The following is a 23,342-nucleotide window of genomic DNA, read 5'->3' as shown; positions in this document are numbered from 1 at the left end:
TTTCTTGCTATCTCTATTGAACGATTCAATTTTTCAAGCAAAATTCTTTCCGGAGGTAAGATAAGTAAATATTCTGCAATTTTTTATATTATCTCCTTCGAGATTCATCAGTTCTATATGTTCGGTATTTTTTCCGGAGCAAAGAATTAAACCAATCGGTGGGTTTTCCCCTTCTACTTTTTCATATTTGTTAAGATAGGAAAGATACAGCTCCATTTGTCCTTTATGGCCAGCCTCAAATTCTCCTAATTTCAGTTCGATAACAACCAGAGATTTCAGTTTTCTATGATAGAAAAGCAAATCTATGTAATAATCTCTGTTATCAATCGTGATTCTTTTTTGCCTTGAAAGAAATGCAAAATCGCTTCCTAATTCAGAAATAAATTTTTGAAGTTCCACAATAATAGATTCTTCTAAATCTTTCTCAGAAAAAGTGTCTTTCAATTCTAAAAAATCAAGGAAATAAGGATCTTTAAAAACCAGATCAGGATTTAAAATATTATTTTCAGACCAATTTTTAAGTTCCTTGTTAATGATTTCTTCGGGCTTTTTACTTATTGCAGTACGTTCAAAAAGCAAAGAATTTATTTTTTCTTTCAAAGTTCTGACACTCCAATTTTCAATTTTACAAACTTCGAGATAGAAGTTTCTCTTAGTATCTTCCGAAATGGGAATAAGAAGTAAAAAATGTGTCCATGATAATTGTCGCATCGCTGATGCGACAATCTCAAAGTTATTAAAGACTGATGCAAACTGCATCATTTTTCGAATATTTTTTTCAGAAAAGGAACTTCCAAATTCTACGGTAAGATGTTGAGCAATTTGTAAAATTACTTCTTTACCATACTCTGCCCTTTTATTCCCCAGAACATCTTCATTTATTCTCTGTCCAATTTTCCAGTACAAAACCACCATTGCCGAATTTACCTGAACGGCGACCTGACTTTTTGTCTTATCAACCAGTTCTTTTAAATCGGTAATTAATTGTTGATGATCCTGATTCTGTAACATTATTAAAAATTAAATGTCAGATTTTAATATTTTCTTTTTACTTTTTTGGGTTAAAGTTTCTTTCTTTAAACCCATGTATATTGGAAATTCTTTTTCAAAAATTTCCTACAACTATTATTCTTTACAAATTTAAAGGAATAAGTCATATGTTCTTCAAATTTGAACTGCCGAATTTCCAATTTATATTATTTATTGATAAATTTATTCGGATTGTCCTTATGCTCTTTCTGAAAGTCTTCTGCATTTTTTATTTCTTCTTTCAGCCAGTTTTCAAAAGGAACTTTTTTTTTCGTTAAAATCCTCAATGGCATAAAATGTTTTACCATCTTCTGAAACCAGGAATTTAAAACGATACAGTGTACCCAGATCTTTTTTCCTGTAATCATACGTGTTTACCTGGTAATATGGAAAATTTTCTTTAGGTCTTTCTACGATTTCAAAAAACAGTTTCTTTTCATCATCAGAAAATGTGTTATAAACATTGACATAATAAATATCTGAGAGCTTTTTATTCTGTTTTTCAAAAAATTGAAGAATATTTTTTTCTTTCCCGCTGTAGGAAAACGGATATGGATAATATTTCCCATCAATCTCAATGTCTTCCCCTGATTGTTTTGCAAGCGGCTGAACGGTTTGCCCTCTGGTATTCATCACGCCCCATTTTCCACCTACAATTGCTTTGTGCTCATCATTGGTTTTCTCCCAGTCACACCCATCGCAAAAAGAGGCATAGCCATAATTAAACGGTGAGACGAAATCATGTTCCGGTTCTATAACTGTCTTTGCGTTTCTATCTACAAAACCTATTTTACCGTTTTTAACAAATCTTCTTACACCTTCGGAAAAATAATCCGCTCCATTATCATAAGAATAAGGTTGATAAAGAAGCTTTCCCTTTTCATCAAAAACAACTCCCCAAGCATTTTTCTCCACTTCACTTTTGTTAGCTAATGAAGAGTCAAAAAAAAATTGTATTATTTACACTTTTAACCAATTCACCATTTTTCATTCCGGTAAGATTGATAAACTGTGCAGGAATAATGATTTCTCCCTTTTTATTTTTTACTCCAACTAAATTATCTTTGGAAATAAAATACTTTAATACATCTTTTCCCTGAGAAAAAGAAAGTACAGGAATCATTACAACGAATAGAAGCGTCTTTTTCATGGTTGGATTAAATAAAATATGCAGCCCAAAAGACTGCATATATTTTATACTTTAAGATCAGCTTCCAATCCTATTAAGTCTTTATTCTGGTCCAGAATCGGTTGTACCTCATTCTTAATGAATTCCTCCGTCTGAATCGGGGCGAACCCGATAAAGTTTTTCGGATCTAAAACTTCTTTTAATTTTGATTTGTCTAATTTTAAAGAGTTATCATTTAAGATTCTTTCAATAAGGTCATTTTCTTTTCCTTCTTCCTTTACTTTCTTGGAAGCTTCCATAGAATGAACTCTGATTACTTCGTGAATTTCCTGACGGTCTCCCCCCGCCTTCACTTCTTCCATGATGATGTATTCTGTTGCCATGAAAGGAAGTTCTTCTTCAATATGCTTGTTGATTCTGTTCGGATATACTACGATTCCGTTCAGGATATTGTTCCAGATCAATAAGATAGCATCCACCGCTAAGAATGCCTGGGGAATGGTTAATCTCTTGTTCGCAGAGTCATCCAATGTTCTTTCGAACCATTGGGTAGAAGCTACCATGGCAGAACTTGTTGTAAGAGACATTACATATTTTGCCAATGCACCGATTCTTTCACTTCTCATCGGGTTACGCTTGTATGCCATTGCCGATGAACCGATCTGGTTTTTCTCGAATGGTTCTTCAATTTCCTTAAGATTCTGAAGCAAACGTAAATCGTTGGTGAATTTATGAGCAGATTGAGCAATATTTCCTAATAAAGCCACTACTTTAGCATCAATTTTTCTATCGTAAGTCTGTCCTGAAACTCCGAATACTTTTTCGAATCCGAATCTTTTTGAAAGTTCTTTATCTAAATGTTTTACTTTGGAATAATCTCCGTTAAAAAGCTCCAGGAAACTTGCAGCAGTTCCTGTAGTTCCTTTTACACCTCTGAAACGAAGGGTTTCAAGGAAGAAATCCAATTCTTCGATGTCAAGAACCAAACTCTGTAACCAAAGGGTTGCCCTTTTTCCAACTGTTGTTAACTGAGCCGGCTGGAAGTGAGTAAATCCTAAAGTCGGAAGGTCTTTGTACTGAATTGCAAAATCTGCTAGGTTTTTCATTACGTTTACCAGCTTTTTCTTCAGGATTAAAAGTCCGTCACGGATCTGAATTAAGTCCGTATTATCTCCTACAAAAGCTGAAGTAGCTCCCAAATGGATGATTCCTTTTGCTGAAGGCGCCACATCTCCATAGGTGTGAACGTGAGCCATTACATCATGACGGAATTTTTTTTTCATATTCTGCTGCTTTATCAAAATCGATGTTTTCAGCATTCGCTTTAAGCTCTGCAATCTGTTCGTCTGTAATTTCCAGCCCTAAATCTTTTTCGATTTCAGCCAAAGCGATCCAAAGCTTTCTCCAGGTACGGAATTTGTTATTATGTGAGAAGTTAAACAACATTTCTTCACTGGAATAGCGCTCTTCCAATGGATTTTTGTAGGAATTCATTCGTTCTTTTACTTTTTAGATGTACAAAAATACGGTTTTTCGGTGAGAGATGAAAATTCTGTTTTTATGATTTTTTATGCTAAAAATTTTCCTGCCCCCGGTCCTATTTTAACGTTATATCTTAATATTATTATACAATCGGCAATCTTCAAACCCTGCAAATTAAAAGAGCTATACATTAAATCGAGTATGCTGCTATTAATAATAGAATAAAACTGCCTCAGAAATGAAACAGTTTTATTTTTGTTATGCCGTGGTACACAAAAAGCGTTGAATATCCACACATTAGATGTGAGGTAAAAATGGATAATTCAGATGATTTTTACTGGTAAATTATAATATCATTCTTTTTAATCTGATATCCTTTTTTCTTGTAGGGAATTAAAACATAACTATCTTTAATATAGCTTCCGCTTTTCCAGATTTTATCTTTTCCTTCTTTTTCAAGAATAATGCTCTTTGCAGCTCCGTCCGGAATAAAAATTTCTGCCCGTTTCATGTCTTTGCTAAAGATAACAGCAGTCATTGTATGATAGCTTTTATCCGAATTCACTTCTTTTAGCTTAATCTTTTGCTCAAAGACTTTCACGCAGTTATTTCTGATTTGTGAATAGGTATAACCTGCAGAGCCTTTACAACCATGAACATCCCTGTCTCCTCCTAAAGCCGGAGTATTTTGCTGTGCAAAAGTTAAAAATCCCAGGAACAATGTGCTCAATAAAATTGTTTTTTTCATATTTAATTTATTAATGTTTTCAGTCTGGTAAAGTATATCTAAAATAAGGAAATAATTTATTTCAGACTACAAAAAAAGCCACTCTTTCGAGTGACTTCATTTTTTTGAAAATTTGATTTTATTGATAAATCACGACATTGTCCTTTTTAAGCTGATATCCGCCTTTTTTAAAAGGAACCAGTACATAACCATCTTTTTTCCATGCCTTTGCTTTCCCTGCTCTGGTAAGAATTACACTTCCACCTTCAGCATCTTTAACGAAAACTTCAGCTTTTTTCATGTCTTTGCTGAAAATAACCGCAGCAATATAGTCTCCTTTTGAGGCTACTTCTTTCAATTTGATCTTTTCTTCAAATGTTCTTACACAGTCTTTTTTGATCTGAGAGTACGTATACCCTGCCGAACCAATGCATCCGTGCGCATCTTTATCACCACCCAATACAGGTGTTTTTTGTGCAAATACTAAAGTACCAAGGAACATCGCGCTAAGTAAAATTGTTTTTTTCATGTTGTTTGTATTATTATAGCTACGCAGGTTACTATAAAAAATCATGCCAAAAAAACATAAAACACATTGCTGTGAATATTTTTTTACTTATTTATTTTGACCAGTTGATTTTTGAATGCTTTACCTCATCTGAATTGGTTCCGATCATAATATCGAATTCACCTGGTTCCCAATCATATTTCAGGTCTCCGTTATAAAATTTCAGATGTTCAGGGGTTACATCAAACGTTACTTTTCTGGATTCTCCCTTTTTCAAAAATATTTTTTGGAAACCTTTTAATTCTTTCACCGGTCTTGTAATACTTCCTACCATATCTCTGATATACAATTGTACAACCTCTGCTCCATCATAATCTCCGGTATTGGTTATCGTTACAGATGCCTGGATAGTTTGGTTTCCTTTCGGATTTGCATTAGAGATGCTGATATCTGAATAATTGAATTTTGTATAGCTCAATCCGTATCCAAAAGAATACAACGGTGTATTACATTCATCCATATAGTTGGAACGGAATCTCTGGTATTCGCATTTTTCTACCAGCTTCTGATCCAATGGACGGCCTGTATTCTTAGCATTATAATAAATAGGCACCTGTCCGAGGCTTCTGGGAAAAGTCATCGGAAGTTTTCCTGATGGATTTACCTTCCCGAATAAAACATCGGCAATTGCACTTCCCGCTTCTGACCCGGCAAACCATGCATTCAATATAGCATCAGGAGTATCTTTCACATTGGTAAGGGCTAAAGGGCGACCTGTAAAAAGAACCATGGCAATCGGCTTCCCGGTTTTTTTCAACTCATTCAGCAAGTCTACCTGGGATTGAGGAATGGTAATTTCTGTCCTGGAAGAAGACTCACCACTCATTTCTGCAGATTCCCCGATAGCCAGCACAATTACATCTGCTTTATTGGCAACTTCCACCGCTTCTTTTAAAAGGGCTTCTTTTGAACGGTTGTCCCTGTCTGTTTTTTTACCGTGGGCGGCATAAATTTCTTCCAGCTTCGCATCATAGTCTATATTAGCTCCTTTTGCAGAAATAAACCTGACTTCTTTTCCATAGTTTTCCTGTAGTCCCTGCATTAAAGAAACTGAAGAGCCATGTTTGGTAGCAACACTCCATGTTCCTCCCATATTCATGGAATTGTTTACCAATGGGCCAATTACAGCTACTGTTCCTGATTTTTTCAAAGGCAATACCTGACGATCATTTTTCAGCAATACCATAGACTGGGCAGCCACATTTCTTGCAACTGTACGGTTTTCCATGTTATAGACTTCTTTTGCCGCCAATCTGGCATCTCCATAACGATAAGGATCTTCAAATAATCCCAGATCATATTTGGCTTCAAGAATTCTTCTGGTAGCCGTATCAATTTCAGCCTGGGTCACTTTTCCTTCGGCTAATGATTTTTTAAGTGTAGTAAGGAAACCTTCGCCTACCATATCCATATCAATTCCTGCTTTTAAAGCTAGCGCCGAAACATGCTGGATGTCGCCTAATCCGTGGTCTACCATTTCATTGATTCCGGTATAATCGGTTACGACGAAGCCTTTAAAATTCCACATTTTTCTTAATACGTCGGTTTGAAGCCATTTATTGGCTGTAGCAGGAACTCCGTCTACTTCATTGAAGGAAGCCATTACGGAAGCTACTCCTGCATCTACCGCTGCTTTATAGGGAGGAAAGTATTCATTGAACATCCTTACATGGCTCATATCCACGGTATTATAATCTCTTCCCGCTTCTGATGCCCCATATAAGGCAAAGTGTTTCACACAGGCCAGGATCGTATTGTTTAAGGATAAATCTTTTCCCTGATAGCCATATACCATATTCCTGGCGATTTCACTCCCCAGATACGGATCTTCCCCGGATCCTTCGGAAACCCTTCCCCATCTTGGTTCACGGGAAATATCTACCATCGGGGAGAAGGTCCAGTTGATCCCATCTGATGCGGCTTCCCTGGCAGCAACTCTTGCAGACTGCTGCACCAGGTTCATATCCCAGGAAGCTGCAAGTCCTAATGGAATTGGAAAAGTGGTTTCGTACCCATGGATGACATCCATTCCAAAGATCAAAGGAATTTTCAAACGGCTTTTTTCTATGGCCACTTTCTGAACCGCTTTGATTTTATCGGCTCCTTTTATATTGAACAATCCTCCAACCAATCCTTGCTCCACTTTTTTTCCGATATCGGAACTCTGGGCCTGGCCTGTTGTAAAATCTCCGGAAGTCGGCAGATTAAGCTGGCCGATTTTCTCATCCAATGTCATTTTAGCTAAAAGCTTATCTACAAAGGCTTTCTTTTTTGCCTGATATTGGGCTGTCTGATAAGATTGTACGGGTTTATCTACCATTTCCTGTGCTGAAAACACCGGGGACAACGCCAAGGTAGCAAGTACGATTAGTTTTTTCATAAGTCTAACTTCTTATTGTTCTCTGTTTTTAAGGTGAGAACGTTATTTTTAATTCAATTTATTTCAAACCTCATTATTGTCTCTAAAAAAGACAATATTCAAAAATATGAAATTTATTCTATACGGTAATATAATCAATTCAAAGCTTTCCGTATAAAAAGCTTATTTTATTGGTAAACATTTAATTTTTTCTTTTTGAAAGCATCCACTCATATAATCCAGGATCAGAATAGGCAGAATCCCAAGAGTTATGGTTATCATTCGGGAAAATTATCAGTTCTGCCGTGGGGTTTACCGGATGCAATTTTTGGTAAAATTTAAAAGCATTTTCCGGCAGCACAATATCATCCATGCCTCCATGAAAAATTTTCATATTCAGGTTTTTGTATTGCTGAATATTGGCGGTCATCACCTGATCAGTTGGAGCACAGACTGAAGCTACTGCTGCAAACATTTCAGGATGCTCCATAGCCAGCTTCAGAGTTCCCCATCCTCCCATGGAAAGCCCCGTGAGATAAATCCTGGAAGCATCAATTTTATATTTCTTCTGAATTTCCTTGATGAGATGATAAACAGTCACCGTATCCCACCAGGTACCGGAAGGACATTGCGGAGCCAGAATAGCCACCGGTTCTTTGATCAGGTTTTTATAGGTAAACGGGCTGTGGGCTTTTACTGCTTCCAGATTATTTCCCCGCTCTCCGGATCCATGAAGAAAAACAATCAATGGTACATTTCCTTTGGCTTTTTGAGGATAATCCAAAATGTAGGAAATTTTCTCGGAGCGTTTGATTTCTTTATTCAATTCGGCTTTTATTTCCTGTGCATTGAGCTGCAACGAAAACGGAAGCAATAAAAGGGGAATATGTTTTAATTTCATAATACTATCAGGTTTTTGGCTAAAGCCTTTGGATTTGGTTTTTATTTATTTTCAATGGATTTCCTTTTAAGCTCAGCATAATATTCTATTTCTTCTGAATCCACGTGATTTATAGTTGTTTTTTTCTCTCGTGATTATGCAGATCGAGCAGATTATTGTGTGTGTGACTCCGATTCAAAATCTGCATTACCGGTTAAATCAGCGAGTTATATTTTTTATCATTGTTTGGAATAGTCTTTACGAACCTCTTCCAATCAATTATTTTATTCCATATTTAGTAGATTGAAAGCTCAGTTTTTTCAATCCTTGTTGGATTTCGGGAGCATTCATAAACAACTTCCATAAAAAGCCAGTTCTATAATTTTCAATCATGGGAGCTATTGTTCCTTGATCAATGGCCAGATATCTTGGTGTGAACCAATTGTTATAATGAATGGAAGTCGCATCATAAGGTCCTGCACTTCCTATAAACTCAGGCTTCTGTGTATAGATAAATCTTAAAAAAGCCATTGATTCCTCCGGAGTATACGGAAAACTACTCAACGCAGCCGTAGGAGTGATTACACCGTTATCATTGCCCGGCATATGAGCCGTGTAGCCTGTACTTCCGTCTTCATTTCTTGTATATCCTGCTGTCAGTCCCCAATAGTTCGGGCCATAGCCTTTCCATTGTTTCGGATTTTCAACGCAGTATTTATAATCAATAAGGGTCTGATTCTTATTAATATCAAAATAGTTTTTCACAAGTTTATCGGATAATCCTGTAGGATCAAGTCCGATATATGAATACTGAGCCCAGAAAAGCGGACCTCCATATTCTTCAGCATAGTTATGCTTTACATAAAGGGGTAATCCGTATTTTGTTTTATCGGTAAGATAAGTTCCGTTCCTTGTCCAACCTTTATAATACGTTTCGGCATCTATGGAATAGGTAGGTGAAGATGCTGCTAAAATATAGGTAATAAGACACTCATTATATCCTTCAAGAGGAAAATTCATTTCCCACTGATAATCCGGAGACCAGTGCCAATACAATACTTTTTCGCCTCCTTTCGTATACCAGTTCCATTGAATTCCTTTCCACAGCTCATCACATTTTGCTGCCAGGGCTTTTTCTTCGGCATTTCCGTTTTTAAAATATTCGCGGACCATCAGTATTCCTGAGGTAAGGAATGCTGTTTCTACCAGATCTCCTCCATTATCCTTTTTTCCAAAAGGAACGGTTTTCCCTGTTTCTCCATTGATCCAGTGAGACCAGGCTCCTTTATGCCTGTCAGCTTTTGCCAGGAAATCCATAATATGGGTCAGTCTTTTTACCGCTTCCCCGCGTGGTACAAATCCTCTTTCCACCCCGACCAGGATTGTTGCCAATCCGAATCCTGAACCTCCGGTAGTAATCACATGTTTATCGTTATCGGGATAAATATTATCTTCGTGATAACGTTCCCTTCCCAACAATGAATGTGGCTCTGCATAATCCCAAAAATATTTTAAGGCATCTTTTTGCACTTTATCCATCAGCTGCTCATCTGTGATATCACTTTTTACTGCTGTTTTTTGTACGGTTCCCTGTGCCGCCGCCTGGGGATTTTTACAAGATATTGCTAATAAAGAAATTAAAGCTATTGACAGTAGGGTCTTTTTCATAATTCAAACTATTTTACAATTGATTTCTAAAAGAAGAGGAGAACTTACATTCTCCTCTAAGCTTATCATTTCATTTTAATATCCGGGGTTTTGTGCAGAAAGTCCTCCGGCCTCCGTGATAAAGTCCTGAGGAAGCGGGAATAATTCATGTTTCCCAACAATGAACTTTTTACCACCATCTGCAGCCATGGCAGCTTCTGCCTGCCCTGTTCTTACTAAATCGAACCATCTATCGTGCTCGAATGCTAATTCCAGTCTTCTTTGCTTCCAAATATCCGCTCTCACTTCAGCTTGAGAGACAGCCGGAGTATCTCCGATATTCGCTCTGTTTCTTACCTGGTTCAGGAAAGGAATTGCTGCAGAGGTCTGACCCAGCTCATTCATTGCTTCAGCTTTGATTAATAAAACTTCAGCATATCTTAGATAACGGATGTTTACATCTGTTGAAGCCTGGTCTCTATAGTTAGATGAATAGGCTTTATAGTTATAGAATTTATTTTCCGTATTTGGCCCTACATAATATCCATCATATAGCGTCATATCTCTGTGGATAATGGTAGCATCTCTTCTTGTATCTGTTGCGGAATAAGCATCGTATAGTCCTTGAGTAGGTGTAGCAAATCCCCATCCCCATCCAGTAGTACCTCTGGCACCCTGTACTTGGCTATATTGCTGGATAGCTCTGCCGGCTGTTCCTCCGGTACCATTAATTTCAAAAATAGATTCAGCATTGTTTTCCCCGGAGACTTTATAAATATCCTGGAAGACAGGCGTTAGTGAATAACCAGTCACCAAATTGGCTTCATCCACAGCTAGCTGCCATTTTTTCTGATATAAATACACTTTGGCCAATAAAGCATGAGCTGCTCCCACAGATGCTCTTCCCACATCACTACCACCATAAGCTGACTTATTGGGAAGGACTGCTATAGCATCTTTAAGGTCTTGCTCGATGAATGCATAAATTTCTTCTTTGCTTTTTCTGGTAAGCGTCATCTGTTTATCTGCTTCAACTCCTGTTACAGGAACATGGTCTACTAACGGAACGCCTCCAAAAGATCTCACCAACGTGAAGTACATAAATGCTCTTAAAAATTTAGCTTCTCCGGTTAATCTCTGCCGTAATTGTGCATCTGCCTTATCCAGTAGGGGCAGATATTTTAAAGCTTGATTACATCTATTAATCCCCTGATAATTAGAAGCAAATAATTCTTTAAATGATGGGGTGGCCGGATTAAAATTCAGAGCATCCAAGATGTCTTTATCAGAACCGGAATCACTTGGACTGGAACCTTTATCAGCATCGTCTGAAACTATAGATGTCACCCCAATCCACGCAAAAGTACTCATGTTCCAATCTAAAAATTTAGCATAAATAGCTGTCACTAAACTATTGGCTCCTTCATTATTATTATATATTTCACCTAAAGCAGATTCAGGGATTTTCTCTGTAGGTGATACATCAATAAAGTCATTACTGCAGCTCTGGTTAACAGCTCCTAAAATTAAAAATGCGGCTGCTATGATATATTTCTTATTCATTTTTTAAAAGTTTAGGTTAACACCAAATATAAAAGATCTCAACGTAGGATAAGCATCCAGCTCTATCCCGGCACGTTTGTATGGATCTCCCTCTGCTGTAGGATCTGCCGGATTGTATCCTGATAATTCGGAAGAATATCCGGAATACTTTTGGAATACTATCGGATTGATTGCGCTAACATAAAGCTTAATGGACTTCATATAATCCGTTACATTCTTAAAGGTATATCCTACTGAAATATTATTGATTCTGAAATAATCTCCGCTTTCTAAATAGAAATTAGATGCTACGGGAATACTTGATGGATTCACAGGATTTTCGGCGTTAGTATTTGATGGTGTCCAGAAATTATTCGCTACAGAAGCTTCAACATTTTCACCACCATTTCTTTGTGCTTTTTTACCATTATACACTTTAAACCCAAAGGCTCCATAACCGTTAAGAGCAAAATCCCAGTTCTTGTAGGACATGGAAATATTCACTCCTAGTGTTGATTTTGGAATATAGGAATCAAAGAAACGTCTATCTCCTCCGTCCATAATACCGTTACCATTTAAATCTTTGAATTTCAGATCACCCTTCTCATTATATCCGTCTGTTTCATACAAATAGAAACTTCCTAAAGCATAACCTACCGCTGAAGCATTGAAAATCTTGGTATCCACTCCGTTACCAAGATTTCCTCCTACAATCTGAGAAACAGGTTTTGAAAGATCAATTCTAGCAAGTTTATTTTTGTTATAAGAGTAATTGGCTCCAATGGAATAAGTAAAGTCTTCACCTACTTTATCTGACCAGTTTAGACTTACCTCAGCACCTTTGTTCACAACACTTCCCATGTGTGAATAATTCACATCCGAAATCCCTGTTGCCAAATAAGGAATAACTCCTAAAATAAGGTTATTGGTCTTTCTGTTATAAACATCAAAGCTACCGGTTAATCGTTTATCCAATATTCCAAAATCTAACCCCAAAGAGGTTTCTTCTGTAACTTCCCATCCTAAATTCGGGTCGTATCCCTGATTAATGGTAACCCCGTTGCTTACAGGTGATGTCCCGAATCCATAGTTATAGGTTGCCCCTGATGAGAGTGGCAAATAATTTAACGGGACCTTCTGGTTACCTAATTTACCCCAACCTCCTCTCAATTTTAAAAGATTAAAGAATCCATCCTGCATAAAGCTTTCTTCAGAGATAATCCAGCCGGCACCAAAAGATGGGAATGTCCCCCATCTGTGACCTTCAGCAAACTGGGATGACCCATCTCTTCTGATAGTTCCGCTTAATAAATAGCGGTTCATAAATTTATATTGAAGTCTTCCGAAATAAGAAACAGTTGTATTTCGGTTTCCTTTTATAGATTCAATCGCTTTTGTTGTATTATCACTAAATAAATTACCATAATAGTCAACACCATCCAGATTCCAGTAATCCTGTGAAACAGGTACATTTTTTCTGTTAATCACTAAGGTTTCAAGACCATTGGCTACTGAAGTTTCTGTGCCGGCTACAATTTCGATATCGTGATTTCCTATTTTTTTTTGTGTAAGTTAAATAGTTATTTAGTAGCCAATTGTAGTAATTCTGATTCTTATTGGTCAATCTTGTTAGTGGCAGAGAAGAGTCATAACCACTATCTACTCTTGTCGGGTCACTATCCAGCCAGAATGCTTTAGAGTTTACAAAATTATAGTATTTATAAGTATTATACTCTCCACTAAACTGAGAAGTAAATTTTAAATCCTTATAAATATCTATATCTAATTTTAACCCTCCCTGCAATAAAAAGTTCTTTCCTTTTTGATTATCATAGGCAAGCTGCATTACCGGATTTCCTACATTATTAAAACGGCCTCCTGTATAACTGATATTACCATTGGAATCGTAAATTGGCTGGCCATATTTGCCATTTGGATAATACACAGGAACTAACGGTGATTGTTTATATGCATTGGTAAAGACACCAAATGATTTAGGGGTATCGTTAGTAAAAGTAGCACTTAAAGTCTGAGATAATCTGATTCCTTTGGATATTCTGAACTCGTTATTTGTTCTTACTGTAGTCCTGTTATAGTTAGTTCCTTTAAGAATAGATTGCTCATCGTAATTTCCTAAGCTTAAGAAATATTTTGCAGCTTCAGAAGATCCAGAAATAGAGATATTATGTTGATTATAAATTCCCGTCCTGGTAATTTCTTTAAACCAATCCGTATTATAGGGCTGATTTGGATTTAAATGGGTGCTTGTTTTACCCGCATTATTATAATTTGCAAATTCTGAGGCATTGGCCATCCTGATTGTTTTCAGCGGGCTTCTGAAACCTACCAGGCCATCATAAGTAACACTTAATTTTCCCCGGCCTGACTTTGTAGTAATAATAATAACCCCGTTCGCAGCTCTGTTCCCATAGATTGCTAATGCTGCTGCATCTTTCAATACGTCATAGGTAAGGATATCATTTGAATTGATGTTATTAATGTTATCAGTAAACATTCCATCTACTACGTATAATGGAGTTCTTCCTCCTAACACGGTACCCAGACCTCTGATCATGACACTTGGTGTAGAACCAGGTGCATCTGATGCTATTATCTGTACCCCTGCTGCTTTCCCCTGAATAGCCTGTGAGGCATTCAATACTTTGGTCTTGGTTACTTCTTCTGCGCTGATAGAGCTGATAGATGTGGTGTTATCTACTTTCTTACGGCTACCATATCCAATCATGACTACTTCGTCAATTTTCTGGACCTTAGCAGAGTCATTTGTAACCTGCGCATCCACGTTCATCCCAAAGTATAAAACAGCGATGAGACATGAATACTTTAAATTACTTTGTTTCATATAGTTTCAATTTTATTCGTACAATCAATTTCGGTAAACGGCTTCAGTGGAAACAATTAATTTCTCAAAAGAAGACATTAACCAAAAATATAAAAAATATTGAACAATGTTAAAACATCTTAAAAATTTAAAAAACAATGTAATATTTTATATAAAAACTATTAAAAAATAAAATTCATAAACTTTAACAGCAAAATACTGTTCAAATAACAATCATTTCCTTAATGATAAAATCTATGTTTTCAGAAAATAATTCACCAAATACCGTATCAAAATTTAATATTTTGTTAATATGAGAATAGTATTTACCTTTGGTGCAGTTTTTGAAAAAACCAAGAAAAAGATCAATGAAAAAATATATCATTGCAGCAGCCCTTATCATAGGAACCGGTACTGCTATTACGACAACAGTACAATCTTGTACCACTTTAGCCACTTCCGACATGGGGCTTTCGATCATTAAAAGAATCCTGCTTAACGGCATTGATAAAGGAATGGGAATCTACGGAAACAAAGAAGCTTTTCTACAGAATAATATGGTAGATAAGGCACTTCCGAAAGAACTTAGGGACATCAATTCCGTACTGGAAAAAATAGCTCCATCACTCGTTGCTAAAGAAAGGGATTATATTGCTCAGGCAGCAGCCTATACCGTGAATACTTCCAGACCGATTTTACAAGGTGCGGTAAACAGCTTAAATGCACAAGATGTAACACGAATAATCCAGGGGACCACAGCTACCCAGATCCTGAAAGAAAAAACATCACAGCAGCTTATTGCTGCTATTGCTCCTAAAGTAGATGAAAAACTGAATGAATATGGTATCGTCAAAACCATCAATACAGCATTATCCGGAAGTAATTTCCTGGGCAATCTTCTGGGAGGAAACAAAAATACAGTGAATGCAGGAGGACTCAGCCAGCTTGCTTCTGAACAACTGGTGAACGGACTCTTTAACATTATCGAAGATTATGAACACCAGAACTCCAAATCCCTTCTGGGACCATTTGGAAAATAGGAAAAATTTCGTTATATTTATATACTATATTAATAATTGCAGATGGATATATTACAAGGAAATCAACACGCAAGTCCTGAAGATTTCTACAAATCTTTAAGGGAAAAACTGGAAGGTCATCACGATTTTCCGGAAGATTATTTATTTAAATTTATTATTCCTACAGACCAGGCAAAACTTACTGAAATATACAGGGTTTTTGATGGGATCAAATTTACATTGGGAAACCGTGAAAGCAAAAATGGGAAATACACCGCCTGCAATATCAATGCATTTGTTCTGGATGCCGATCAGGTCGTCAATATTTATAAAGAAGTAGCCAAAATAGAAGGCGTTATTCTATTGTAAAATTAAGACTGTCAGACTAGACAGTCTTTTTTTATCAGACAGAACCTGATCATCCAAAAATGGGCTTTAGCCCATTTAATGAATAAAATTTTCCACTGGCTTTAGCCCAAACTCGTATTATTATAAAATAGGATTACCTTTCAATAAAAATTGGCTGCCTCAATGTTTGAGGCAGCCAATTGTTTGCTATTCATATATTCTTTATTTCTCGATAAAGAATTTTACGTTTTCAATAGGTCTTCCCAACATGGCTACAGAACCTTTCACCAGAATAGGTCTTTGGATTAAAGAAGGGTTTTCAGCCAGAACCTTGATCCACTCTTCTTCGGAAAGATTTTTATCGGCATAGTTTTCAATATACAGTTTATCCGTTTTACGAATAATATGAAAAAACACTTTGATTCAGCTTCTTCAATACAGTTTTAATCTCCAAAACACTCAAAGGATCTTCAATGATATTGATAATCTCAAATGGCACTCCGTTTTCATCAAGATACTCTAATACGGCATTTGATTTCGAACAGTTTCCGTTATGTAAAACTTTAACTAACATTTTAATTATTAAAAAAATTACTCTTAATAAATTTACCAAGAATTTAACCGGGAAACTCTTAATTCTTTGATAAATATTTGTTAAAATAACCCATGAAGTTCCGCTTCAATCTTCTCCAGGATAAATCCGAAGTCTTCCGGTTTTTCTACAAAATCCAGGTCATCCACTTCGATAATCAACAGCTTGCCTTCTGTGTAATTGGAAATCCATTTTTCATATTTCTGGTTCAGCTTCGAAAGATACTCAATACTGATAGATGTCTCATATTCCCGTCCTCTTTTATAGATTTTTTTTACCAGATTCGGAACATCCGATTTCAGGTAAATCAACAGGTCCGGAGCGGAAACAAAAGACTTCATCAAATCAAAAACAGATGAATAGTTATTGAAATCCCTGTCCGAAAGGAGATTCATGTCATTTAAGTTTTCTGCAAAAATGTGTGCATCCTCATAAATGGTACGATCCTGAATAATATTTTTACCACTTTCTCTGATTTCCTTTACCTGGCGGAACCTGCTTCCCAGAAAATATACCTGCAATGCAAAACTCCATTTGCTCATATCTGAATAAAAATCCTCCAGATAAGGATTATGATCTACATCTTCAAATTGTGCATCCCATCCGTAATGCTTGGAGAGCATTGTCGTCAAAGTTGTTTTTCCTGCTCCAATATTTCCTGTAACTGCAATATGCATATTTTTTTCCTTGTATTTACTGATTAATTGATAAGCTTTCCTATGTCTGCCTCCTGAGCTTCAGAAATATCTTCAATCAACTTTTCCAAAGTATGGTCTGAAGGTTTTCCTTCTGCATCTCCTGCATCTGACTTCCCTTCTGCTTTTTCTACCGGTTTTTCAGCAGATTGTTGTAGATTTTCTTCCTGGGATGTATGCTCATTTTGCGGCTTATGTATCTTTCCTTTTTCAAGGCTGTAAAGATAGAGCTTGTTCCCATTGATTTCAAAATAAGAAAGGATGTTTTTATCCACAATTTGTGCATCCTGATCTTCAAAAATAATCACCATACCTTTTTCAGGAACATATTTCCAAATGGAATTATTGGCAATGACCAGAATTGCATCATTTTCCCTTCTAAAACGCTTTCCGTTATCCAGCGGCGCTTCAAAAAGCTTTTCAAATTTCAGATTGTAAATTCTGATCTGCTTCCCTGTCAGGATATACACTTTATTTTCGTAGACCAAAAGATCCGTCAGGTCATCAAAGCTGATATCAAAAGGGTATGAATTGATGGTGGTATCATTTCTGAAATTATACTGTATCAATCTTTTTGTGCTGTCATCCAATAGCCAAAGCTGTTGCAGGTCTTCAGCATAAGCCATTCTGATGAACCCGAATTTTTGTTTAAAGTCAATACGCTGGATTTCGTTCAGGTTCTGATCTACAAATTTCATCTCCTGGGCATTTTCAGAAAATAAAAAGACATTCAACGGATTTTGTACGCTTTGTACTTTGTAGGGAACCGTAAGCATCATTTTTCCGATCTGTTTGCCTAAGGAATCATATTTGGTAAAACTGAAGTCTTTGTTTCTATAGATATACAGGTTGCCGTAATCATCAGCGAGCATATCTTTTGCCTCCTTCAGCTTCAAAGTGTCTAAAGGAAAAGCTTTCTGTGCTGCAGAAGAACAGAAAACAAACATCAGTATCAAATAGAATATTCTCAAAATTCTTTTTACTAAGATAGCGCTCCTGAGGAACGCTACCAATTTACATACTTTATTTATTCAAATAGAAATCTTCTTTCCTATTTAATGGTAACTTCATAGATTTTCGGCCAGTTTTTGCCCGTCACCAGCATATTGTCTCCTTTAAAAGCAATTCCATTCAATACATCATCGCTCCCTTTGGTATTTTGCTTTGCAATATCAGTAAAGTCAAATGTTCCCACTACTTCACCGGTTGCAGGATTAATTTTCAAGATAATAGGTTTTTGCCATACATTGGCATAGATAAACCCGTTGTGATATTCCAGTTCGTTCAGCTGATCATAAGCCTGAGTGCTTCCCGCTACAGCAATGTATTTAATCAGTTTTGACGGATCATTCGGATCAAGGAAATACAGCAGTTTACTTCCATCCGATGCAATCAGGTTTTTACCGTCGTATGTCAATCCCCAGCCTTCACCCAATACATTAGGGTATGCAAATTCGGAAATCAACTTCAATGAGTTTTTATCATAGATATATCCTTTCTTACTCTGCCATGTCAGCTGATACACTTTATCCCCTACAATGGTGCTTCCTTCAGAAAAGTCCTCTGGTGCCTGTTTGGTAGAAGCAAGCGGGGTTGTTGTCCCAAGTGTATATTTTAAAATCTGTGAAGAACCGTTCTGACCGTCACTCTCATAAATCGTGTTTCCTTCGATCTGGAACCCCTGGACAAAGTTTTTAGGATCATGCGGATATTCTGCAATAATCTGGTATGAAATATTCTTTTCAGGATTCTTTGCAAACACATTGATCGTTGCATCCTGATTCAATACTTCGCCTCCTTTTGTTTTGATATTAAAAGTTACGGCATTATCCCCTAATGTGAAAAATTTAGGGTCAATCGTTAAATCTTTAGTTTCTTTATCCCCGAAACTGATGGTTACGCTTTCTGCATTCTCTGTCACTTCTTTAGGAAGTGTAAGCTTATCTCCGAAGTGATATCCTTTTGCTTCCATTGAGTTATTATAGGTGCTCAATGTATCAAGAATCTCTTTATCCTTATTACAAGAAGCCAGTAATAAAATCGCTGCGAAACCCGCTATTATATTTCTTTTCATTGATTTTCTAAATATTTCCCCAAAAATAGCAAATTTTATTCCGTACTGCCAATATTATCCACAGTTTCACCAAATTGTAGTATATAGCCATTATTATCATAGATGCCAAATTCCCTCATTCCCCATTCAAAAGTTTCTATTTCATAGCAGATTTTAGCTTTTGTTTTAAGATCTTCCCATAGCTCATCCACCTCATTTACATTGAAATACAATGATCCTGTAAAACCTATTTTATCAACTTTTTCATTTTCGTTGGGCTGAGAAAGCATAATATAAACGTCATCTTTCCGGAGTGAAGCCCATTGCCAGTCATCATTTCTACCCATTAAAATAAAGCCCAGAATATGGATATAGAATGCGATAGTCTCATCAATATTTTCCGTCCAGAGAACAGGTCGAAGCCCGGTATATTTTATCATTACTGCAATTCAAAAGTTTTCCTGTGGATTTTCATGTTTAAAGAAATCCATGTTTCCTGATCAATCTGTGCTTCATTTCTGACTGCAGGGTCAATGGTAAAGCCCACTTTTTTGTAACATTCAATAGCTCCGGTATTCCAATCATAAACATTTAACTCTGCCGTTTCTTTATCAAAATGACCAAATCCATACCTTAGCAGTTGCTGCATCACTTTTTTTCCATAGCCTTTCCCCCTGTTATTTTCGTCCCAAATCAATATGCGTCCAAGCAAAAAGGTCTCTTCTTTAAGAAATATCTGGGCATGTCCAATGGTATTTCCGCCTGTTCCATCAACAATTTTAAACAGTGTCCTGTTTTCATTAGCGAGATCTTCTTCCAATTGCTTTTCAGTCAGAGGAAAATGATATGCAGGTCCTGCAAACTGCAACAGCATTCTTTCATTTTTTATTTTTGAAATCAATTCGGAAGAATCGTCAATGGTAAAAAGCTGTAATTCTATCATCTTTTATTTTTCTAAATATTTTTTCAGGCTTTCCCCTATAATGCTATTCCAACCTCCGGTGAAGCTTTCTCTTGAAAAATTTTCTCCAAGATCTTTGAAATTTTCAATTCCTTCATGGGTTAATTTTACTTGCACACTATGGTCTTCCGGAGATAATTCCCAGGTCACAATGGTCTTCAATGGAGAAAAATCAGGATAAGACCAGGAATGCTTTAATAACCGGCCGGGAATAATTTCCAAAATCTGGCATTGATGATGGTATTTATTTTCACCCCCGGGTTCATAGAAATTAAATACTTTTCCTACTTCCGATTCAAAATCCTGAATATCAAAATACCAGGATTTCATTTCATTTTTATCAGTCAATGCTTTCCAAACCTTATCGATAGGAGCATTTATCTTGTATTGAATGATGATTGGCGTATTCATATTATTAAAGTTTGAATGAACTACTCAATTATTTTTAACCACAAAAGTCACAAAAGAAATTTAATACTTAAGGTATTTTAAAGTTAATATTTACTATTGAAAAGCACTTAAGTTTTTATTTACTTTGTGAATCTTATGCAAGTTAACCTTAATTTTAGACTTGGCTTAAATCCTTTTTATGACTTTTGCAGTTTATTTTACTTTATCGTAAAAATCTTCTGTTATCCATGTGAGAATCCGGTAATTTTTGCTTCATCAAAATCCAGCTGCATTTCTATGGCTCTCATTACATGATCATCAAAAATCTTTTCTTTTTTCATTTTATGCAGTTCGTTCCTCTGCGCCTGGATGATTTGCCTCAGCACATCTTTATTTTCATTGATGGCAGTTACATAGTCGCCTGTGGAAGCCATACATTGGGCTTTATCTGCCATCAGCATCATTTCATTTTCCAGTTTATGCCTTTGATGGCGTACCAGGCTGTTGGTTTCTGCAAGTTCTGAAAAATCATTTTTCAGTTTGTGAAGGGCCGTTTCTTTCAGCTTACGCATAAGGATAACTTCCTGTTTTTCTTCAGGCAACTCACTTCCGGCATCCTGTATATTTAATAATTTCAGAATCGGAGCCAATAACAACCCTTGCCCTACTAAAGTAATCAGTATAATAACGAAAGTTACAAACAGAATAATGTTCCGGTGTGGAAAAGCTTCACCGTTCGGTAAAAATGCAGGAATAGACAATGCTGCAGCTAAAGAAACTACTCCTCTCATGGCAGCGAAACTGATGATAAAAGGTTCCCTCCAATCCGGTTTTGGAGCTTTAAGCCTTAATTCTTTGGAACAGAGCCGCGGAAAATACATCAATGCATAACTGTACAATATTCTTGTTCCGATAATAGCACCTCCGATCACAATACTATAGAAAATCCCTTCTGAAATGGTATAGTCTTTCATGGCTTCTACCACAACAGGCAGTTCAAGGCCAATTAAAATAAAAATAATAGTATTCATTAAAAAGATCAGTACACTCCATACATTCCCAGACTGAATTCTTGAGGTATGGCTCAGATAACAGTGAGAATTGTATGACATCAGCAATCCTCCGGCCACTACAGCCAGTACTCCCGAAAAATGGAAATGCTCAGCCCCCACATACATAATGTAAGGAACGATAAGGGTAATGACCGTATCTATATTGGAATTGGAAGGAATAATCTTTAATAATGCTCCAAACAAAAAGCCTACCGCTACTCCTACCGCAATTCCTCCAATCGCCATGGTAAAGAAATCCTGAATAGCATCCCTCCATATAAACTGACCGGAAATAACGGCTGCCAATGCAAACTTGAATACAATTAAACTGGATGCATCGTTGATCAGGCTTTCTCCTTCCAGAATACTGGTGATCTTTTTGGGAATTTTCATATGTTTCAGTACGGAAGTGGCTGCCACAGCATCCGGTGGTGAATTGACGCCTCCCAACAAAAATCCCATAGCTACTGTAAGCCCGGGGATGATAGAGGATGAAAGGTAAGCCACTACCACAGATGTTAAAAATACCAACCCAAAAGCCATGGAAAAAATCTGTTTTTTCCATTTATGAAAATCCTGCCATGAGGTAAACCAGGCAGCTTCAAATAAAATAGGTGGCAAAAATATAAGAAAAACCAGATCCGGTTCTATTTCAACACGCGGCATTCCCGGAACAAGGCTTATCAGTAATCCTGCAATCACAAGAAAAATCGGATAGGCCACTCTGAGCTTTTGCCCGATCATTACTAATATCATTACAGACAGTAAGACTACAATGGATATTATAACATAACTGTGAATCATTTCGTTTTAGTTTTTTTAAGTATCATTTTTTATTTATTAAGACAGAAAATACGAGGCAAAGCTTGCTGATTTACTAGCTGGTTATCTAAACCTTATAGGTTTTAAAAACCTATAAGGTTTCTTTTTTATCTTATGCAGATTTTGCAGATAGCGCAGATTTAAATTCTGACTTCGTTATTTTTTAATCTTAAAGTACAATATTATTTTTCGGAGCAATAGCCGGCGGAAGATCAGACTCATCCAGCATATCTCTCATATCAATTTCGATCGTCCGGCTGATCTGGGTGATCGGAACATCGTTCGGGCTGCCTTCAAAGGGGTTTACAGAAGCTTCGCCTACACTGTCTAATGTATGAAAACACCACGTTACCAGTAATGAAAACGGAATATTAAACCATAATGTCCATCCTTCTAAAGCCGTACCGTCACCCAGCTTATCCAGTTCTTTTAATAGTCCGAACGGTACAAAGAGAATAAACAGTAAGAGAAGGTACGTTGTGATAGAAGAAAAGTTCCTCGGATAAGGAAAATTCTTAATTCTTTCGGCTTTTCCCTGGTCGTCAGTAAATTTCACCAACTGCTGATTGATCTGTGTCCATTGAAAATCGTTGATCTCTCCCTTTTCATACGCTTCAGATAGTTCTTTACTCTGGCTTGCCATCAGCTGTGTTGCCCTGTTTTTTTTGCTTAAAATATATTGAAGCTCATGCTCTGATAAATATTTTTTCAACTCTTCGTCCAACCGGGTCAGTCTTTCCGGAATATCATATTTCCTGGAGTATTCATCAAACTGGACAGTTCCCATATTTTCCCATGCCCTGGGTTCCCGAAGCTGAAATCTGAGTGCTGTAAGCCATGCGTAATGGCGAAGAAACATTTCTTTTACCTTTTGGGGATTTTTTGAGGCAAGGGCATCTCTCAGAATATAACCGAAACTACGGCTATCATTGATAATGGCTCCATAAATCTGCCTTGCTTCCCAAAGCCTGCTATAGCTGGCATTGTTTTTAAACCCCACGATAAAGGCTACTGCCGTTCCCATGATGGCTATAGGCTGCCAGGGCACTGAAAGAAATTTCCAGCCTAAAAAGTATAAAACAGTAGGAATGGCTGATAAGAATGTTAAGGCATAAATACTGTGGCGCGTCCATTTCGCAAATTCGCGTGCTCCAAATCTCTTTCCTGAATGCATATGTGTTTATTTTATTGTATTAATGTATTGA

Annotated in this window: 23 protein-coding genes and 1 pseudogene; 2 read left to right on the top strand and 22 right to left on the bottom strand. The window is 36.7% G+C overall.

What is annotated here, in order from left to right; all coding sequences use genetic code 11:
• Window positions 1–33: 33 nt before the first annotated feature.
• The 12 genes and pseudogenes from HX13_RS06225 to HX13_RS23590 form a co-directional block, all read right to left on the bottom strand.
• Window positions 34–1,011, bottom strand: coding sequence for a YhcG family protein (locus HX13_RS06225; RefSeq protein ID WP_238555085.1), 978 nt, complete (start codon window positions 1,009–1,011; stop codon window positions 34–36).
• A 270-nt stretch (window positions 1,012–1,281) separates the two neighbouring features.
• A complete protein-coding gene (locus HX13_RS23605) occupies window positions 1,282–1,944 on the bottom strand; it encodes a WG repeat-containing protein (protein ID WP_050020353.1) in 663 nt (220 codons plus the stop codon).
• Between the two features lie 25 nt (window positions 1,945–1,969).
• On the bottom strand, window positions 1,970–2,179 hold the full coding sequence (locus HX13_RS23600) for a hypothetical protein (RefSeq protein WP_238555084.1): 210 nt from the start codon (window positions 2,177–2,179) through the stop codon (window positions 1,970–1,972).
• Between the two features lie 44 nt (window positions 2,180–2,223).
• Window positions 2,224–3,652 (bottom strand): annotated as a pseudogene (gene purB, locus HX13_RS06210) (adenylosuccinate lyase).
• Window positions 3,653–3,974: 322 nt separating this feature from the next.
• A complete protein-coding gene (locus HX13_RS06205) occupies window positions 3,975–4,388 on the bottom strand; it encodes a hypothetical protein (protein WP_050020351.1) in 414 nt (137 codons plus the stop codon).
• Between the two features lie 118 nt (window positions 4,389–4,506).
• Window positions 4,507–4,896, bottom strand: a complete 390-nt coding sequence (locus HX13_RS06200; RefSeq protein WP_050020350.1) for a hypothetical protein — start codon at window positions 4,894–4,896, stop codon at window positions 4,507–4,509.
• A gap of 91 nt (window positions 4,897–4,987) precedes the next feature.
• The gene (bglX, locus tag HX13_RS06195; protein ID WP_050020349.1) at window positions 4,988–7,315 is read right to left on the bottom strand and encodes a beta-glucosidase BglX; all 2,328 of its coding nucleotides are present in this window, start codon (window positions 7,313–7,315) and stop codon (window positions 4,988–4,990) included.
• A gap of 181 nt (window positions 7,316–7,496) precedes the next feature.
• Window positions 7,497–8,195, bottom strand: coding sequence for a prolyl oligopeptidase family serine peptidase (locus HX13_RS06190; protein ID WP_050020348.1), 699 nt, complete (start codon window positions 8,193–8,195; stop codon window positions 7,497–7,499).
• 258 nt (window positions 8,196–8,453) lie between these two features.
• The gene (locus tag HX13_RS06185) at window positions 8,454–9,842 is read right to left on the bottom strand and encodes a glucoamylase family protein (protein WP_050020347.1); all 1,389 of its coding nucleotides are present in this window, start codon (window positions 9,840–9,842) and stop codon (window positions 8,454–8,456) included.
• Window positions 9,843–9,917: 75 nt separating this feature from the next.
• Window positions 9,918–11,384, bottom strand: a complete 1,467-nt coding sequence (locus HX13_RS06180) for a RagB/SusD family nutrient uptake outer membrane protein (protein ID WP_050020346.1) — start codon at window positions 11,382–11,384, stop codon at window positions 9,918–9,920.
• 3 nt (window positions 11,385–11,387) lie between these two features.
• Complete coding sequence (locus tag HX13_RS23595; protein ID WP_238555083.1) at window positions 11,388–12,851, bottom strand: TonB-dependent receptor domain-containing protein; 1,464 nt, start codon at window positions 12,849–12,851, stop codon at window positions 11,388–11,390.
• Between the two features lie 7 nt (window positions 12,852–12,858).
• Window positions 12,859–14,226 (bottom strand): TonB-dependent receptor plug domain-containing protein, encoded by a 1,368-nt coding sequence (locus HX13_RS23590; protein WP_238555082.1) that lies wholly within the window; start codon window positions 14,224–14,226, stop codon window positions 12,859–12,861.
• A 347-nt stretch (window positions 14,227–14,573) separates the two neighbouring features.
• Here HX13_RS23590 and HX13_RS06170 point away from each other — a divergent pair, with 347 nt between their 5' ends.
• Together HX13_RS06170 and HX13_RS06165 are read left to right on the top strand one after the other, a co-directional pair.
• Window positions 14,574–15,245 carry a DUF4197 family protein gene (locus tag HX13_RS06170; protein WP_050020345.1) on the top strand — a complete coding sequence of 224 codons (672 nt, stop codon included), beginning with the start codon at window positions 14,574–14,576 and terminating at the stop codon, window positions 15,243–15,245.
• A gap of 42 nt (window positions 15,246–15,287) precedes the next feature.
• The gene (locus HX13_RS06165; RefSeq protein ID WP_050020344.1) at window positions 15,288–15,593 is read left to right on the top strand and encodes a DUF493 family protein; all 306 of its coding nucleotides are present in this window, start codon (window positions 15,288–15,290) and stop codon (window positions 15,591–15,593) included.
• A gap of 201 nt (window positions 15,594–15,794) precedes the next feature.
• Here the strand turns inward: HX13_RS06165 and HX13_RS23585 are convergent, their stop codons facing one another.
• From HX13_RS23585 to HX13_RS06120, 10 genes are all read right to left on the bottom strand, one after another.
• Window positions 15,795–15,989 carry an ArsC/Spx/MgsR family protein gene (locus tag HX13_RS23585; RefSeq protein ID WP_238555081.1) on the bottom strand — a complete coding sequence of 65 codons (195 nt, stop codon included), beginning with the start codon at window positions 15,987–15,989 and terminating at the stop codon, window positions 15,795–15,797.
• Window positions 15,967–16,146, bottom strand: a complete 180-nt coding sequence (locus HX13_RS23580; RefSeq protein WP_238555080.1) for a glutaredoxin domain-containing protein — start codon at window positions 16,144–16,146, stop codon at window positions 15,967–15,969. Before HX13_RS23580 ends, HX13_RS23585 begins: the two co-directional genes overlap by 23 nt.
• Before the next feature lie 80 nt (window positions 16,147–16,226).
• Entirely contained in the window at window positions 16,227–16,841 is a 615-nt protein-coding gene (locus HX13_RS06155) for a deoxynucleoside kinase (RefSeq protein WP_050020343.1), read from the bottom strand.
• Window positions 16,842–16,864: 23 nt separating this feature from the next.
• Window positions 16,865–17,830 carry a hypothetical protein gene (locus HX13_RS06150; protein WP_050020477.1) on the bottom strand — a complete coding sequence of 322 codons (966 nt, stop codon included), beginning with the start codon at window positions 17,828–17,830 and terminating at the stop codon, window positions 16,865–16,867.
• 80 nt (window positions 17,831–17,910) lie between these two features.
• Window positions 17,911–18,933, bottom strand: a complete 1,023-nt coding sequence (locus HX13_RS06145; protein ID WP_050020342.1) for a glutaminyl-peptide cyclotransferase — start codon at window positions 18,931–18,933, stop codon at window positions 17,911–17,913.
• Window positions 18,934–18,968: 35 nt separating this feature from the next.
• Complete coding sequence (locus HX13_RS06140; protein WP_050020341.1) at window positions 18,969–19,352, bottom strand: VOC family protein; 384 nt, start codon at window positions 19,350–19,352, stop codon at window positions 18,969–18,971.
• Window positions 19,352–19,855, bottom strand: coding sequence for a GNAT family N-acetyltransferase (locus HX13_RS06135; protein WP_050020340.1), 504 nt, complete (start codon window positions 19,853–19,855; stop codon window positions 19,352–19,354). The genes HX13_RS06140 and HX13_RS06135 overlap by 1 nt, the downstream gene beginning before the upstream one ends.
• Window positions 19,856–19,858: 3 nt before the next feature.
• Window positions 19,859–20,284: an SRPBCC family protein gene (locus HX13_RS06130; RefSeq protein WP_050020339.1), complete on the bottom strand. Its 426-nt coding sequence runs from the start codon at window positions 20,282–20,284 to the stop codon at window positions 19,859–19,861.
• A 221-nt stretch (window positions 20,285–20,505) separates the two neighbouring features.
• Window positions 20,506–22,119 (bottom strand): Na+/H+ antiporter, encoded by a 1,614-nt coding sequence (locus tag HX13_RS06125; protein WP_050020338.1) that lies wholly within the window; start codon window positions 22,117–22,119, stop codon window positions 20,506–20,508.
• Window positions 22,120–22,306: 187 nt separating this feature from the next.
• Window positions 22,307–23,311, bottom strand: a complete 1,005-nt coding sequence (locus HX13_RS06120) for a bestrophin family protein (RefSeq protein WP_050020337.1) — start codon at window positions 23,309–23,311, stop codon at window positions 22,307–22,309.
• Window positions 23,312–23,342 lie beyond the last annotated feature (31 nt).

The organism is Chryseobacterium sp. P1-3, assembly GCF_000738495.1.
Classification (GTDB): Bacteria; Bacteroidota; Bacteroidia; order Flavobacteriales; family Weeksellaceae; genus Chryseobacterium; species Chryseobacterium gallinarum.
The sequence above is the reverse complement of the archived record's forward strand: the minus strand, read 5'-3'. Positions and strand labels throughout refer to the sequence as shown.

Excerpts from the sequence above, each read along its gene's own strand:
- HX13_RS23590 (WP_238555082.1), bottom strand. The coding sequence starts at position 14,226 with ATGAAACAAAGTAATTTAAAGTATTCATGTCTCATCGCTGTTTTATAC.
- HX13_RS06185 (WP_050020347.1), bottom strand. The coding sequence starts at position 9,842 with ATGAAAAAGACCCTACTGTCAATAGCTTTAATTTCTTTATTAGCAATA.
- HX13_RS06145 (WP_050020342.1), bottom strand. The coding sequence starts at position 18,933 with ATGAAAAGAAATATAATAGCGGGTTTCGCAGCGATTTTATTACTGGCT.
- HX13_RS23600 (WP_238555084.1), bottom strand. The coding sequence starts at position 2,179 with ATGAAAAAGACGCTTCTATTCGTTGTAATGATTCCTGTACTTTCTTTT.
- HX13_RS06200 (WP_050020350.1), bottom strand. The coding sequence starts at position 4,896 with ATGAAAAAAACAATTTTACTTAGCGCGATGTTCCTTGGTACTTTAGTA.
- HX13_RS06120 (WP_050020337.1), bottom strand. The coding sequence starts at position 23,311 with ATGCATTCAGGAAAGAGATTTGGAGCACGCGAATTTGCGAAATGGACG.
- HX13_RS06190 (WP_050020348.1), bottom strand. The coding sequence starts at position 8,195 with ATGAAATTAAAACATATTCCCCTTTTATTGCTTCCGTTTTCGTTGCAG.
- HX13_RS06140 (WP_050020341.1), bottom strand. The coding sequence starts at position 19,352 with ATGATAAAATATACCGGGCTTCGACCTGTTCTCTGGACGGAAAATATT.
- HX13_RS06125 (WP_050020338.1), bottom strand. The coding sequence starts at position 22,119 with ATGATTCACAGTTATGTTATAATATCCATTGTAGTCTTACTGTCTGTA.
- HX13_RS06180 (WP_050020346.1), bottom strand. The coding sequence starts at position 11,384 with ATGAATAAGAAATATATCATAGCAGCCGCATTTTTAATTTTAGGAGCT.
- HX13_RS06165 (WP_050020344.1), top strand. The coding sequence starts at position 15,288 with ATGGATATATTACAAGGAAATCAACACGCAAGTCCTGAAGATTTCTAC.
- HX13_RS23580 (WP_238555080.1), bottom strand. The coding sequence starts at position 16,146 with ATGTTAGTTAAAGTTTTACATAACGGAAACTGTTCGAAATCAAATGCC.
- HX13_RS06135 (WP_050020340.1), bottom strand. The coding sequence starts at position 19,855 with ATGATAGAATTACAGCTTTTTACCATTGACGATTCTTCCGAATTGATT.
- HX13_RS06225 (WP_238555085.1), bottom strand. The coding sequence starts at position 1,011 with ATGTTACAGAATCAGGATCATCAACAATTAATTACCGATTTAAAAGAA.
- HX13_RS06205 (WP_050020351.1), bottom strand. The coding sequence starts at position 4,388 with ATGAAAAAAACAATTTTATTGAGCACATTGTTCCTGGGATTTTTAACT.
- HX13_RS06130 (WP_050020339.1), bottom strand. The coding sequence starts at position 20,284 with ATGAATACGCCAATCATCATTCAATACAAGATAAATGCTCCTATCGAT.
- HX13_RS06155 (WP_050020343.1), bottom strand. The coding sequence starts at position 16,841 with ATGCATATTGCAGTTACAGGAAATATTGGAGCAGGAAAAACAACTTTG.
- bglX (WP_050020349.1), bottom strand. The coding sequence starts at position 7,315 with ATGAAAAAACTAATCGTACTTGCTACCTTGGCGTTGTCCCCGGTGTTT.
- HX13_RS06170 (WP_050020345.1), top strand. The coding sequence starts at position 14,574 with ATGAAAAAATATATCATTGCAGCAGCCCTTATCATAGGAACCGGTACT.